The sequence below is a fragment of the Rhizobium sp. P2_G9 genome, from assembly GCF_056403475.1.
In genome coordinates, this window is sequence record NZ_JBFUFK010000014.1 from 187,066 (window position 1) to 202,666 (window position 15,601).

8 protein-coding genes are annotated in these 15,601 nt (G+C 60.2%); 2 read left to right on the plus strand and 6 right to left on the minus strand.

Annotated elements, in window-relative coordinates:
- The first annotated feature begins 1,062 nt into the window (after window positions 1–1,062).
- A complete protein-coding gene (locus AC1DYF_RS14190) occupies window positions 1,063–3,897 on the plus strand; it encodes a calcium-binding protein (RefSeq protein ID WP_477877363.1) in 2,835 nt (944 codons plus the stop codon).
- 471 nt (window positions 3,898–4,368) lie between these two features.
- Here AC1DYF_RS14190 and AC1DYF_RS14195 read toward each other — a convergent pair whose 3' ends face one another.
- Window positions 4,369–4,650 carry a hypothetical protein gene (locus AC1DYF_RS14195; protein WP_477877364.1) on the minus strand — a complete coding sequence of 94 codons (282 nt, stop codon included), beginning with the start codon at window positions 4,648–4,650 and terminating at the stop codon, window positions 4,369–4,371.
- Between the two features lie 92 nt (window positions 4,651–4,742).
- On the minus strand, window positions 4,743–6,455 hold the full coding sequence (locus AC1DYF_RS14200) for a ParB/RepB/Spo0J family partition protein (RefSeq protein ID WP_477877365.1): 1,713 nt from the start codon (window positions 6,453–6,455) through the stop codon (window positions 4,743–4,745).
- A gap of 430 nt (window positions 6,456–6,885) precedes the next feature.
- On the opposite strand from AC1DYF_RS14200, the gene AC1DYF_RS14205 reads away from it, so the two are divergent.
- Window positions 6,886–7,827, plus strand: coding sequence for an MYG1 family protein (locus AC1DYF_RS14205; RefSeq protein WP_477877366.1), 942 nt, complete (start codon window positions 6,886–6,888; stop codon window positions 7,825–7,827).
- 235 nt (window positions 7,828–8,062) lie between these two features.
- Here the strand turns inward: AC1DYF_RS14205 and AC1DYF_RS14210 are convergent, their stop codons facing one another.
- From AC1DYF_RS14210 to AC1DYF_RS14225, 4 genes are all read right to left on the minus strand, one after another.
- On the minus strand, window positions 8,063–13,159 hold the full coding sequence (locus AC1DYF_RS14210) for a DEAD/DEAH box helicase family protein (RefSeq protein ID WP_477877367.1): 5,097 nt from the start codon (window positions 13,157–13,159) through the stop codon (window positions 8,063–8,065).
- A gap of 144 nt (window positions 13,160–13,303) precedes the next feature.
- Entirely contained in the window at window positions 13,304–13,909 is a 606-nt protein-coding gene (locus AC1DYF_RS14215; protein ID WP_477877368.1) for a DUF1419 domain-containing protein, read from the minus strand.
- A gap of 62 nt (window positions 13,910–13,971) precedes the next feature.
- Window positions 13,972–15,000 carry a DUF3991 and toprim domain-containing protein gene (locus AC1DYF_RS14220; RefSeq protein ID WP_477877369.1) on the minus strand — a complete coding sequence of 343 codons (1,029 nt, stop codon included), beginning with the start codon at window positions 14,998–15,000 and terminating at the stop codon, window positions 13,972–13,974.
- Window positions 15,001–15,202: 202 nt separating this feature from the next.
- Complete coding sequence (locus AC1DYF_RS14225) at window positions 15,203–15,379, minus strand: hypothetical protein (protein WP_477877370.1); 177 nt, start codon at window positions 15,377–15,379, stop codon at window positions 15,203–15,205.
- Between the last annotated feature and the right edge of the window lie 222 nt (window positions 15,380–15,601).

Genomic DNA, 15,601 nt, shown 5'->3' on the forward strand with positions numbered 1-15,601 from the left:
TCATGACCAATCCTTGCAGCTCACGCCGCTGAACTCCGCCGATCCTCCCCGCATTTGTTTCGGGCTGCCGCGCTACCCTATCGCGACGATTTTTATGACGCCGCATGATCTCGTCCTGCGTATTGCTGGGGCGAGGCAACAGTTCAGCAAATGAGGGTCGCGTGCGGTTGAGTCTCCCCAGCCGCGAACTGCCGCAGGGCTGGCCGGATCAAGTGCAATGATTTGTTAACCCACCTGACGGTTATCAGAGAATATTGCACTCCAATCACAGGTAGAATATTGACCGGCGACGATTTTCTAATATTGGATGCCACAACCATCCAGACGCGGCCCGTAGCACCACGAGCCGTCCCCAAAATGCACAATGTTTAGAGAACAGTTCATGATTGTATCAAGGCTGCTCATCGCAGCGCTGTGCGCTCTCGTTGCTGCCGCCGCAGCCGCGCAAACCGAGACCAAATACCTGCCAGCGGTTATGAACGGGCTTGAGGTGGATATCGCCTTGGCGAGCCACTTTCTGCTCAAAGTCCAGGCTACAGACGGGGCCGTAGATGAGCTTGACGGCCCGAGACAGGATCCTGACGAACTCGCGGATCAACTTCGCCGGGCCGGGGTATCGTCAGGCAGGGTTGCGCTACGCGAAGCCGCGTTCGCCATATATTTGGACTGCGCTCAGTCTCGATCCATTCTCGACATTTGTCGGCTGCCCGAGGGGACGACGTCCAGGGCCGAGGCGATCAGTTTTGGTTCCTTACGCCTGAGTGTCCTGCCCGACGGACAATTACCGGCTTTCTTGCGAGACCGATCACTCATTCATCTCACTGCGAAAGTCGGCAGCCATGAGATGGCGGCCCTGGCGACGCCGTCGGGCGAGCGGATCGAGTGCACGACGATGGGAGAATTGAGGAATTGTTCTTATCGGCTCGTAGTCGACCGAAAGCTCCTCGCTTGGATTCAGTTCACCAGTCCGACCAACCGAAAAGACGCAGCCGCAAGCACTGAGGACGCATGCCTGCGGGTACTCAGACACTACGTCCGCTGGCCATAACTCAAGGGGTAAGAATGACCTATACTTTCAGTCAAAATGAGCTCGACGCAATCACAAGTGCTTACAACAACGCCGAGGCCGGAACGGCCCCGTGGTTCAGCGTCTATCAGACAATTTCAAGCGCTATTTCGACCGATGGAGTCGCCGATGCCGGCGTCGATCCTGCCGTCCTGGTTTGGGTAAACGGGGCGACCGAGGTGAACGCAGACACTGGCGTCTTCTCGGAATTCATCCGCAGCTATTCCGTTGCGCAGTACAATTTTCGTTTTGATGGCGCGCCCGCCATGTCTCTTCAAGACGTGTCCAACGCGGTTGCCAAAGGCGTCGCAGAGGACATTCTTACAAACCATCAACTGCCGAGCCTGTACCAAGTGGGGCTGCTCGACGCCGGTCCAGCGATCGCAAACTATTTTCATGGCGATCCCGCTGGTTGGTCCGGAAATCCGCTCTTTCTCTTCCTCGGCGAGGATCGCTTCTTCCGCGGCACGATTCTGCATGAACCGACGAGCACCGAGCCGACCCCTTCCCTTCCGGAGGACCGTTATGACCTATTGGCGTTCATCGAAAGCAGTGTCACCGCATTAGGTGATGTCGACAGCTTGGCGAGCCTTTCCAAGCGCATCTACGACACAACGGTGTCAACCGGCGTTGGCCCGCTCAATACCATCGGCATAGTCTCGAGCGCAATGTTCGACGCTGAGACATTGCTTGAGAAGTATTACGGGCACCCTCTCTCCTACCTCATGACTGGCTGCCATATCGAACTCGGCAAGTCTGGCTCGGACGACATCTCAGCCGGTACGACAAGCTGGCTCATCGATGGAGGAGCGGGTAACGACACCATTTCGGGTGGATCGAGCGACGACATCCTCGACGGCGGTGGCGATTCTGACATCTTGATGGGCCACAACGGGTTCGACAGGATAGTTGGCGGTGATGGTGACGACATTCTCGTCGGAGGTACCGCAACCGGTCTGACGCTGACAACAAACATCAATCTGACGAGTAATCATTCTGAGTGGGATGATGGCGTCGGCGACAGATTGATGGGCGGCAATGGCAACGACACCTATCTCATCCATTTGAAGGAAGGAGACACCTGGGAGTGGGCCGGGCTCTACGACTTCAACCAACAAAAAGCCGCAGCGCTATTAGATGTCATCGATACCGTCGACGAGTATTATGGTGATGGCGTTGGCCAGATCAAAATTCAGCTCTACCATGAGTACTTTGACCCGGGCGAGCAATACCAGGAAATTGGCGTCGCCGGAAACTATCAATATTCGTACACTGACGAGTTTGGTCGTGTGAAGTTCTACACAGACAGTTCCGGACGCGAGCTCGCTCTCTACGACGTCATTGACCCCGAACTTGGCGGTACCTACCCATGCCTGTTCGTTATGGCCGGCTACCCGGCGAGCCCGGTGGTGGCCATCAAGGATTTCTACCAGGGCGACTTCGGCATCACGCTTGATGGCTACACAAACATAAGACCAGAAAACGGCCAGCCTCAGCCAGGGAACGATTTCAATGGCACAGGTTCTCCGGAAGATTTCGCCGGCGGACGAAACGACGATGCCGTGGGCTACGCTGCTTCAAACGAAGGCGTGCACATAGATTTGGCGGCCGGCGCAGGTTCGGGCGGCGACGCCGCTGGCGACCATTATTCTTCAATCGAGAACGCCACCGGCTCGAACCACAACGATGTCATCACCGGAAGCCAAAAGGATAACCAGCTATTTGGCCTGGACGGCAATGACACAATCGATACCGGCACTGGGACCGACTTGGTGGACGGGGGCAGCGGTGACGATCAGATATTACTTGGGACCGGAGAGAAGTACGTCAACGGCGGCAATGGCACTGACATGGTTGTCCTGGCGTTCGATCGAAGCGACTACACCGTCAGCAACAGCAACGGAACGGTCCACATCTCGGGCAATGGCGTGAGCGCATTGATCACGAATGTTGAAGTGCTTCGCTTCAACGATGGCGATGTTAGCGTGGGAACACAAGCCGTTCCGGACATCCTTGGAACACCAAACGACGACACGATTTATGGCACGAACGATGCTGACGTCATTCGTGGTCTCGCGGGCAACGACTATTTGGACGGCATGGAAGGCGCGGACACGATTCATGGCGGAAAAGGCGACGACACCGTTGCAGGCGCGCTGGGTAGTGACGTCTACATTTACGCGAACAATGACGGCAACGATACCGTGTGGGACGGCCCTGAATCGGGCGCGGTCGACGTTCTGCGATTCAAAGACCTGAATCTAAGGGACCTGACGATGACGAGGTCTGGAGAAGATCTCGTCATAACGGTCAACGACACGAACGAGACGATCACCCTCGCCGCTCAGTACCACAACGCCGCGGAAAACTACGCGATCGAAAAGCTCGAATTCGCGGACGGGTCCTCCCTCGATCTTGAACATGGCAACGATACGAATTGGATATATGGCACCGCGGCGGCTGACACCATTTCAGGAAACTGGGGCAAAGACTACGTCATCGGCGGCCTGGGGAATGACACCCTAAGCGGCAGCGCTGGCGGCGACGTCTACATATATTCTCGCGGCGACGGCAACGACGTCATCAACGACGGCACCGGCTTCAGCGACAATGTCGACGTCCTGCATTTCACCAACATCAACGCCGCCGATATCACCCTTGCGAAGCACGGCAACGACTTGATCGTGAGCATCGACGGAAACAGTGCAAGCATCGTGATTGAAGATCAATATCACGCGGCAAATGATCCTTACTGGGGAATAGAGAAGATCGAATTTGCCAATGGCACAGTATGGAACCAGCAGGACATAGCAGAGCACCTGGCCGCCTAACCCCGGTATCTCATCGACCCTTGCACCGCACGTGGTCAGAGCGGCGCAAGTACAGTTTTTAGCCGCTTGGCCGCGCTGCGTCCGCAGAAATCGCGATTCAGGACCCAAGGTCGAAGCGAATGCGCTCCTCACTTTGCCGATGCGAGCGGCCTATTGCGTTGCGCGTGATCGTCAGGCGTTGGGCGCGCCCGGCAATCTGGCGATGCAAGATTGAAGTGCTGACGAGGCTGCCTGTGTGCCGCTACCATAGTCGTGAGCGAGGCCCGCAGGCTGGCCGGCGCCATGTGACGGCCCTTCCTTCCACATGGTCGGCTGCCACCTCGTCGGCCGTCACCTCCTCAAGCACCGCCTGGGGACGGAATTCTCTCCGCCACGCTTCGGCCGCATCGCGATCGTCGGCAAGATGGAGGAGAACGGCGCCTGGTCCAGCGTGCTGATAGATGCGGACCGAACCGACCGGCGGACGTTCGATCACTTCGAATGCCAGACCTGAGTCGAGATCGAACGAGAGATTGGTTCGTGTAAGGACGCCAAACTGTCGTAGACTTCCACCTGCTGCATGATGAACCAGGGCGGTGATGCGTTGTTACCAAGAATATGGGGGCCGAACTTTTGGGCGAGGCGGCCCTGGCTGTTGGATTTTTTCCAACGGATGACTTTTCGCCTGAAATCCTCATTCGGACAAGGTTTGCCGTTGGACCAGGCAATGATCGAACCGATGGGAGCTAGGTCGTAGATGAGAGACACAGACATTGAGTTCCTTCTTGAATCTGCAATGGCTCGAAACAGACCCGCCGCCGGTGGTGGCCGGCGGCGGATGTGTCAGTCGGAGTTGAAAGGCGTGGCTATTCCGCCGCGATGCCGTAGGCGGACTCCTCGTCGCTCTGGCCACCGGGCTCCAGGACGTCCGCCCCTTCGCTGACGTCGGTGGATGCATCAGTCGCATCTGCCGAGGCGTGCTCGTCAGGCTCCGGAACCTCGCCGTGCTTGATCAGTTCAACGAGTTCTTTCGGATCGGGGGCGAACAGCGCCGCCGGATACACGAAATGCCCTTCCTTGAAATGCTCGACCATGGCGGCGCGTGTCTCCCGCACCCGGGCCTTCGGATGGACGGATGTGCCTTTGCACGACGCTTCGAGGGATTGACGGGACAAGCATGCGAGGAACGCCTCCGTTCCCATATTCGGCAGGAAGGCGTCCGCCCCGATCGCATCGCCGGCGATGCGGGAGATGATACCGCTGTTGGAATTGTTCCGCCTGCAGGACAGCACGTCGATCAGGACGGAGCGGGCGGTGACGCGCAAGATATCGATGTCGAAGGCCAGCTTGCCGCCCTGATCGAACAGACTTGCGGCGTGCCGTTTGAACCGGGCGCCGCTGTAGAATGTTCTGTCGGCACCCGAGTCGACGCGGACGTTCAAGCCTGCGAACGCGAGCACCAGCAGTGCCATCAGCATGTCGTCCTCGATCGGCGCACGCCCGAGTGCTTCATGCAGCGCATCCGTGCGATAGTCACCGATCATGTCGAGACCATTTTGAGTGACGTCGGGACGTGACTTCGAGCCGGCGACCGACACCTCATCCACCTCGTCTGCGTCGCCGGCTGACACCGCGCTGTTTCCCTTCGGCTTCTTGGCCTCCGGCAGCCGGTAATGGACCGTCTTCACCTTGCCGTCGCGGTCGAGATACATGGCGGTGTGGTCGGATTTCTGGGGCTTGCCATGGACCTGTTCGGCCTTCTTCGGCAATTCCGGCTGACCCCAGTTGTTTGCCTCAACGATCGATCCCTTCTTGGGGAGATTATTCGTCATCCATTCGTGCTGGGCGCCGAGGAAGGCTTCGACATTGGTCGTGTAGCGGCTGTCTTCATTGCCCGGCGCAAACAGATCCTCGACCCATTCGATGCCGTAAGCCGCCGCCAGGTCATCGCCGAAACTCGCATCCTTGGCGTACATGCGCTTGCGGTTCAACGCATTGGCAATCGACCACCATTGCGCAGTGTCGCCCTTCTTGGGCTTGTTCGCCTTCCAGACCTCGCTCTGCTCGTCGACGCTGGCAGCAGCGATGGTGCGAAGCTGCTGTTCGTTCGGCATGTCGCCAAGCGCGATCTGGTCGAGCATCGCCGGCAGCAGCTTTGCCAGAAGGCGTAGTTTTTTGATCTGGCGGACAGGCAGGGCAAGCGCCACGGCAATCGTGTCCTCATTCCAATCGAGATCAATGAGGCGCTCGATGCCGCGCCACTGGTCGACCGGGTTCAGCGGTTCGCGCGCGATGTTCTCGACGATCGACCGCATGGCGCCGTTGTCGTTCGCCGCTTCGACGACGATGACGTCGATTTCCTCAAGCCCGGCGGCGACGGCCATACGGGTGCGACGATGTCCAGCCTCGATGATGTAGCCGTCACCATTTCGATCATGGAAAATCACCGGTGGCTGGATCACACCGACGGCCTTGATGGTCGCCAGGAGAAGTGCGTCTGCCTGAGATGTTGATTTGGACTGCCTTGTATTGTCGGGATTGGTCTTTAGCGTGCGGGGATCGATCTTCATGAGTTGCATGATTTTTTCCTTTTCAGCTTCCAAGCCGGCCATATGCCGGTCCTTCCTCTCGTCTTCTTTTTCCCGAAGACACTTCCCGGACGGCAGGGCGGTCCGACCGGCGCAACTGCGGCCGAGCATCCCTGCTGCGACGGACGAGCGGGGTGCGAAGCGCCTTGCAAAGGACGAGTGGCCGGGATGTCGAGGCGGCGGTTGAGCGCAAGCGGCGGCGGGCGGGCGGGTCTGCCAATCCGCCTCCTTAAATTCCCCTTCTCATTTTCTCCTTCATTCGAAGGTCACGGTGATTTCTCACCTGGCACCAATGCCGACGATGAAGCTGCAGGGGGATGGCACGCGATACGGCGTCGAGGAGGCGCTCTTGGCCCTTGAACTGCCGCTCGCCAGTCGATATCCGACCTCCGGGATTGATCACAAAGAATAGGTAACCTGCATGACGCCAATGTTCCTCGTAACGCATTCTGGCGGTTTCCATGCAGATGAGCTGCTGTCCAGCGTGATCCTGACACGGCTGTTTCCGGAGGCACGCGTGATCCGTAGCCGCACAGCCGAGTGGATTACGTCCGGCGATGACAGGATCATCTACGATGTCGGCGGAGCCTATGATCCGAATGCGGGGGTCTTCGATCATCATCAGCGCGGCGCGCCTTTGCGAGACGACGGCCAGCCGTTTAGCTCATTCGGACTGATCTGGCGCCAATTCGGGCGGGACTACCTGAGCGCTTCCGGCGTTCCCGCATCAGAAATCGACGCGCTGCATGCGAACTTCGACCATGACTTCGTCTTGCCTGTCGATCTGATGGACAACGGAGCCTTGAGCCCATCCGCTGCCGGTGCTCTGGCTAAGCTGACGCTACCCGTCCTTTTGGAAACCTTGAAGCCTGTCTTCGATGACAAAGAGCCAGGTGCTGACGATCGGGCATTCCATGACGCGCTTTCGATCGCACGCAGTTTTGTCGAAGCGAGCATAAGGCAGGATGCCGCGAAGCTGCGCGCAGAGTCGATCGTGCGCCAGGCGATAGCGGCAACGGGTGACGGTTCTGTGCTGGAACTGCCGATGGGGATGCCGTTCAGGTCGGCGATCGTGAAGGCGGGTGCCGACCATCTGCTGTTCGTCGTCCATCCCCGGGATACCGATTGGTGCGTCACCGGCATCCGGCGGTCGAGCGACAGCTTTGAGCAGCGTGCAGATCTGCCTGCAGCCTGGGCCGGCTTGACCGGCCAGGACCTCGCGGCCGTCTGTGGCGTGGCGGACGCGACGTTCTGCCACAACGGCCTCTTCATCGCCGCGGCAAAAACGCGCGAAGCTGCACTCGAAATGGCGAGCATTGCGGTTACGCATGCCAGGCAGACGAACGTGCAATCGGCGATCTGAGCAAGAAAAAAGGGCCGACGGAAAACCGCGGCCCATAAAGTGTGAAGGTAATTAAAACCTCCAGAGGGGAACAGCTGGTGCGGCGGCACTGGGAGGAGAAGCCGCCATGTGCATCAGCTGCGAGCACTATGCTCGATTTTTGATCAGATGGAAAACATTTCTTGTGCAATGCAGCCATGCACATGCTGCAGCGCATTCAAGCTCCTTCCGAGGCATTGGAAGGATGGATGGCAGCTTACGCCGCCTCCCTGTCGGGTTCGGCGTCCTGGCGAGCCTCCGCTGCCAACGCCTCATCCACGTCCCGAAGCTGTCGGCGCTTCTCGGCGAGCTCGTCCGCGAAAGCGAACGTGCCGCCCTCGCGCGACCGGTAGGAGGTGAGCCGCCGGCGCGCTTCCTCCAGGCGACGGCGATATGCATCCTGTTCCTCCTCGAACCCATCCAGAGCATGTTCGAGCCGCGAGATGGCGCCGAGCGGCGTCACGGTGATGGCGAGGTCGATGTCGAAGTCGGCGCCGGTCCGCCGCAGCATGGTTGCGTAGCGATAGCCGTCGCCCCTGCCGAAACGCTCGCCTTCGAAGACCAGGTCGAAGCCCCCGATCGACGCAAGCACGATCTCTCCCTCCTGCTGCTGCTGGACGAGCGTGAGGATTTCCCTCATCAGCGCGCGTCCGGCATCCTTGCGTTCTTTGAAGCGGTTGCCGGTGACGGCCATGTCAAACGCATCACCTGTGGTCGGAATGAGGCGGTCGATATCCTCAGCGATCTCACCGATGCGGCGGGTGGAGACCTCGATATCACGCTCGGCATCGCGCATCTGCCGACGGACTGCATATTGGTCGTCGTCGTGGGCGGCACGCAAGCGCTCGAGGCGGGCGATATCGGCTTCGAGCCCGGCCTTCTGCATCAGCCGCTCATCGCCGCTGGCAATGGCTTTGGCCATAGCGAACTGATTGGCGGCTCCTCCGCCGAGATCATCGAGGCGGCGAATGGAGGTGTCGCCTGATAGTGCCGCTGCGATGAAGCGCGCCTTGCGCTCGTTGTTCTGCCACATCGATGCGTCGAGCGAGCCTTCGGTGGCATAGGCGAAGATATCGACTTCCTCGTGCTGGTTGCCCTGCCGGACGATGCGGCCCTCGCGCTGCTCGATATGCGACGGCAGCCACGGCACATCGAGGTGATGGAGCGCCTTCAGCCTGAGCTGGGCGTTGACGCCGGTGCCCATCGTCTCAGAGGAGCCGATCAGGAAACGGATCCGGCCGGCGCGAACATCGCCGAACAGGCGCTGCTTCGCTTCTGTCTTCTTGTAATCCTGCATGAAGGCGATCTCGGCCGCGGGAACACCAAGGCGGACAAGCTCGTCGCGGATCCAGCGATAGGCCGAGAACCCGCGGGTTTTCTCGACGTTGATCGTGCCGAGATCGGAAAAGATCATCTGCGCAGCGCCAGGCAGCTCGAACGGCTTGCCGTCCGGCCGGACATAAGAACTTTCGGCGGTCTCCTGCCAAATGCGGAACGCATTTTGGATCAGGAGATTGAGCTTGTTGTCCACCTCGTTGTGGTTGGCCGGCACGACAAGCCGAAGATCGATTGCCGCGTGACGACCGTCGGTGATCACCGAAAGCAGGATGTCGTCGCCGGGCTTGGCCGGTCCCTCGCGCATCTCGATCGCCTTGATGCGCGCATCGAGGACTTGCTGATAGGCTGTGAAGGCAGGCGTCGGCTTGGCGGTGAGGATCTGGCGCCGGCCTGTCGCGATATCAGGAACCTTGACATACTCTCGGAGGTCGGCAGGCAATACCACGTCGGCAAAGCTGCGGAACATGGCGATCAGTTCCGGTACGTTGACGAAGGAGGCAAAGCGGCTAACCGGTTTATATTTGCCGGACGGCTGGATCTCGAGTTCGGTCGTGGTGTCGCCGAAGCATGATGCCCAGGCGTCGAACTCGTGAAGGCCGCGTTCGCGCAAAGCTTCCGAACCGAGCAATCGCTGGATCGAGAACATTTCGCCAAGCGTGTTGGTGATCGGCGTGCCGGAGGCCAGCACCAGCGCGCGTCCGGGATTCTTGCTCTCGATGAAACGCGATTTCACATAGAGGTCCCAGGCGCGCTGCGAACCATTGGGGTCAATGCCCTTCAGCGTCGACATGTTGGTGGCGAAGGAGAGCTTGCGGAATTCCTGCGCCTCGTCGACGACGATCTGGTCGACGCCGATCTCGGAAATGGTGAGAAGATCGTCCTTGCGGGTCGATAACGACTCCAAGCGCTCTTTCAGCCCCTCCTTCAAGCGCTCCAGGCGCTTGCGCGAGACACGATCGTCGCTGTCGACCTTGACCAGCAAATCTTCGTAGAGCTGCAGCTCATCCTGGATCATCTGTTGTTCGAATGCCGAGGGCACGGCAATGAACCTGAAGGCGGAATGCGTGATGATGATCGCGTCCCAGGTCGCTGTTGCGGCGCGGGAAAGGAAGCGGGCCCGTTTGTCCTTGGTGAAGTTGGTTTCGTCGGCGACGAGAACGTTGGCGGAGGGATAGAGCGCCAGGAATTCGCGCGCGGCCTGCGCCAGGCAGTGGCCAGGAACGACGAGCATCGCCTTGGCGATCAGTCCGAGGCGACGCTGTTCCATGATGGCGGCTGCCATCGTCATCGTCTTGCCGGCGCCGACGGCATGCGCGAGGTAGGTCGAACCTGAAGAGATGATCCGCCAGATGCCGCGTTCCTGGTGTCCATAAAGAGTAAAGGCGCCTGAGGCGCCTGGAAGTTTGAGATGCGAGCCATCGAATTTTCGGGCCGCGATGTTGTTGAAGCGGTCGTTGTAGACCCGCGCCAGCCGGTCGGTGCGATCGGGATCGGTCCAGACCCAGTTTTGAAACGCCTCCTTGATCTTCTGAAGCTTGTCGCGCGCCGCCTCCGTATCGACGACATTCAGCACCCGACGCTCCACCTCGCCGTCCCGAAAGGTATCGAAAATCTGCGGGACGCGGCTATTCAGTGCATCGGCGAGTAAGTCCCCGGCATGGCGGCGGCTCGTGCCCCATTCCGAGGTGCCGGCGGCGCTATAGGCGAGCTGCCGAGCCTCGACCGTCCAGGAACCAAGCTCCGGCATGTGTTGGATCCTGATATCGGCAGCCATCGTCTCCTTGACGAAGGCGACGACATCGGCGGCGGGGATCCAGGGTGCGCCGAGGCGAGCGGTAATGTCGGATGGGCTCAGATCGGTCGGCTGGACTGCCTGTAGCGCGCGAACATTCCGTTCAAAACCGGGATCGAGCGCTGCAGCCGCTTCGGCGGCCGCGAGCTTGGTGCGAACTGCGCCTGAGAGATAGGCGTCCGAGGTCTGCCATGAACCGTCTGCCGGATTGCGGAAAATGCTGTCGCCCAGGTCGGCGACGACATCGTCCGGATCAAGATGCACGAGTTCTGCGATATGCTCGATATCGACGCGACCGCGCTCGTTGAGTACGACCGCCAGCGCATCGCCAGCACTTGTGATGACCGGCGGGGTAGGGGGTGAGATCACCCGTTCGGAGAAGACCGGTCCGGGCTTGGCCGTATCGGTGTCGAGGTCGTAGTCTTCAATCGACGCCACCAGCCAGCAATCGGGATCGTCACGGAACGGGTGCAAGTTCGGTTGACGATGGTTTTCGCGAACCTCGCCGGTGTTCTCGTCCTCCACGATCGAGACCGTGGTATGATTGATCGGGCCAAAGTCACGGACGAAGCTCGACCAGGCGATCCGAAGCCGGACCTGAAGATCGCACCAGGGACGGTCCTGTTCCTGTGCCTTCAGCACGTCGCGCAGGGCATCGCGGATTGGGATCAGCTTCCTGATGATCCGGACATGCTTTTCCGACATGCCGTCGCCGTTACGGTCCCTGCCTCTAACTTTAGCCGGCTTACCATCGACCATCTGCATGAGGCCATAGAGCTTGTCGACGAAGAAGCTGCCCTCACGAATCTTCTCAGTGATCGGACGAAGATCAACGATGTCGCCGAGCTGGTCTTCGAGGTGGATGTCGATTTCGGTCGGCTCGCCGTCATAGCGGTCTTCCGGAAGGAGACGGATTGCCGCCCGCAATGCCTGTTCCAAATCGACGCTAGCACGGGGGCGGCATGTATAAGTCTCGCCGAACGGACCGGATGTCAGGGCGTGATCGCCGAGCACGAATTCCGGATGTCGCGCGAACCAGCGGTTCACGCGGATCGCACCCTCGTCCTCTGTTGCAGGACGGACCTCTTCGAGTTCGAGCCAGGTGAGATCGCCCTCTGCCTCCCCCGGCTTGCGTTTGCGGAAGAAGAGCAGGTCGACCACCACGTCGGTGCCCGCATCACGGCGGAAGCTGCCCTCGGGCAAACGGATGGCGGCGATCAGATCCGCTGTCTTGGCGATGTGCTCACGTGCGGTCACGTCGGCCTTGTCCATCGTGCCGGCACTGGTCACGAAGGCGGCAAGCGCGCCTGGTTTCAGGAGATCGATCGATCGCGCGATGAAATAGTCGTGTAGCCGCAGCACAAGCGATCGATATTGCCGGTCAGATCGAACCGTCCGATCAGAGAAAGGCGGGTTGCCGATAGCGAGATCATAGATCGCACTGAGGTCGGTGCGGACAAAATCGCCATTGACGATCCGGGCTTTGGGTTGGAGCAACCGCACGATACGCGCTGTGACCGGATCGAGTTCAATGCCGGTGACGTAGCTCGTTTCCCGGTATTCCCCTGGCATAAGTGCCGGAAAAAGACCGGTGCCAATACCCGGCTCCAGGATCCGACCACCGCGCCAGCCTAGCCGCTGCAGGCCTGCCCAGACCGCCCGGACAATGAACTCGGGCGTGAAGTGGGCATATTGGGTGCAGCGGGCAAGCGACGCATGGTCGGCCTCACTGACCGCGGCCTCCAGCGCGGCGCCGAGATCGTCCCAACCCGGCCGGAAGCCGACTTCGCCCGGCCGCCGGAACATGCCGTTTGCAAGCTCGGACGCCCCGAATCCGGTGAAGCGGATCAGCTTGGCCTGCATGTCCCGAGTTGCCGGTAGATCGTGCTTCTCGAGTTCATTGGCGGTGAGGATAGCTGCAACATTGATCCGCGCCCGTTCCTTCCAGGTCGGGGCGAGGCCACGGTCGCCGGCGTCCAGATAGAAGTTGGCGCGCTGGCCCTGCTTGCGCGTTGCCGGCGTCCTGGCCGCCGGCAGCGGCAGCGCCCCGGCAGGCGCGGGCGGCGCCGGATCGGGTTCGTCATCGTTGGCGGCGAAACCGCCGAACGCGGTGACGCCCAATCCGAGACCAGACGAAAGCGCGCTGGTGCCGAACATGTCGAGAGTGAAAAGATCGTTGCTCATCGAAAGGCTCCTGTTGAGAAGGCAAGTGCCATCGTCCTGCCGTTCCAGGGCAGTCGATGGATGCGAAGGTTGGGAGGATGTCGCTGCGATGCCGCAGGCGCGGTGACCACGTTTGACCACTGACATCGGAGTCGGAAGCGTTGATTACGCGGCGACTTGCGATGGAAGGTGGCGCAGATGCACTGGAATTTTGCCGGCGATCTCATCATCAGTCAGATCACTGAGCAGCTTCAGCCGGGACTCGCCGACAGCATTATAGATTTTGACCAGCCGGCGGCCTGGCAGATGTTCGGGGCATGTCTCGTCGGAGTAGCCACGATAGGCGTCGGCCGTCGCGCTCCAGATATGCTCGAGACGTTCTTCCCGTGTCATGGCTCGAACTGGGCGGCTCTCCCGTTCAATGATGGCAAGCCGCATCCGCTCGACCGAACCGGCATCCGAGAGATCACAATAGCCGTGAAAATGTCGGATCGCAGCGTCGACCCGAAGTGCAAAGAAGACGCTCGTAACAGAACCCATGAGAAACTCGCGCATCGCGAACATCGATCCGCGGATCCATAGCGGTGGCAGGATTTCGAACATGTAATCGTGCTCGGTTTCGTCGATCTCGAACCACTCGCCGGCGTAGAGCGGGGTCGCGTCACCGTCCCAACGGTTCGGGCGCTGGGCATGGCGGTCGAACATGCGGAACATCTGCTGGCGGCTTGCGACACCCTGGAAAACTTTGCGGATTGCGGGAGAGGGGATCATTTTCTGCTCCTTCGAGTATCTGGACCGAAACGCAGCGGATCCTTACGACCTCACCATCCTCTTCAGCCCTTCATGACCCCTTCTGAGCCGCCGACATCGCGACCGGCCGGGTCAAGGGCCGGCTCGTCCGGGCGAAGCCTCCCTTGACGCGGCCGGCGCGAATGCGGCACGCCTCTCTCCTTTCTTTCCCTCTTTTCCTTTTCTCTGACCTTCAGGGTTTCGTTCCAATCCTCCTCAGGCGGGCGGAGACGTGTCCAGTCGCAGCCCACATCGCCGGCAAGCGCACGCAATCGTTCCGCATATATGTCGCCTTGTGAATTGGCGTCCGTCGCTGCGACGAGCTGGAGGCCAGGCCGGGAGGCGAGTGCGCGAAGGGCAGCCTCGGTGGTTGGCGACCATCCACCGCCGGTGCTAAGATAAAGTGTGCCGTCGCGCAGGCCCTCGATGGCTGCGAGGCTCATTGCATCGATCGAGGCTTCAGTGACGGCCAGGCGCAACGCATTACCTGCACCGAGACGGAAAAGGATCTTGGAGCCACCGGTGGCAAAGCCACGCCACTCGGGTCCGCGTTCTTCCCACCCGGCCACGACGCCGCGTTCATCCAAATGGGCAGCCCACATGCTTCCAAACGGCCCTTCCCGAAGCACGCCCCGAGCAAGCGCTTGCCCGATGATGCTGGCGGGAATTGCCCGGTTCCAGCGAAGATAGCACCATGCCCGTGAACCTGGCTCTGGGGCTCGGCGGGCATTCCAGCGATCCGGAATTGAACTATCGGGCTTTGAATCGATCGGTGGGCAGCGCCAGACGGGTTCAGACGGCTCAGATCCGACAAGCGAGGCGACGCGTTCAACGCCTTCCGAAAAACCGGTGCCGTCGAGATGGCTTACGAGCGAGAATACATCGCCCTTGCCGTCGCCAAGCGGGTCGAACCAACCACGCCCCTCATGTGTGACGATGATGATGTCATCGCCCTGGCGAAACTTCACGGCACGCCGGGTGCTTTCCCTCTGATCCACAGCAAAGCCCGAAGCCTCAAGCACCGCTTCGCATCTCACCCGGCCACGCAACTCCTCTATATCCTTCCTCTTCATATTGACCTCGATCGCACGGCGATCCTCCTCTCTTTCCTTTTCCGCACAGTTCGCGGGCACAATCCGGTCCGCCGCGAAGAGCAGAGGGGGCAAGGGCGCGGGTGGCAACTGACAGAAATTGCAGCAAAGACCTGCCAGCCGCGGCGCAGCCTCCCTTGCGGCCTCCGGCTCGCAAGCGGCAGCCGGAACGGCAAAGGCCGGCTCAATGCGCCGGCCAGGGGAAGAATTCATGCACGACCTCGAGATCGTCGCTGCCGTCGAGCTCGTCGGAGGGCAGAACGCCGTACTCTCCGTCGACTTCGAAGACGGTGACCGGAACCATGAGGTCAAGGGCCAGGCGATAAGCATGAGACTGAGCGAGGGAAAGATCGTACGACATTTGAGAGGCTCCATCCTGGAGCGGGGCAATTCCCGCTCGATGGCTCCCCAAAAGGCACGGCTTCGGGCGCGATCACCGCGGAGGCGATAGACAAAGCGGCCGCAGCTTGCTAGCGGACCCCTTGCGGGTTGATCGTGGAAGATCCGAAGACGGGCCAGGACGCCATCACAAGAGAGCGGGATTTGGCCGCTTCTGATGGAAAGAGCTCGCAAACCACCCCGT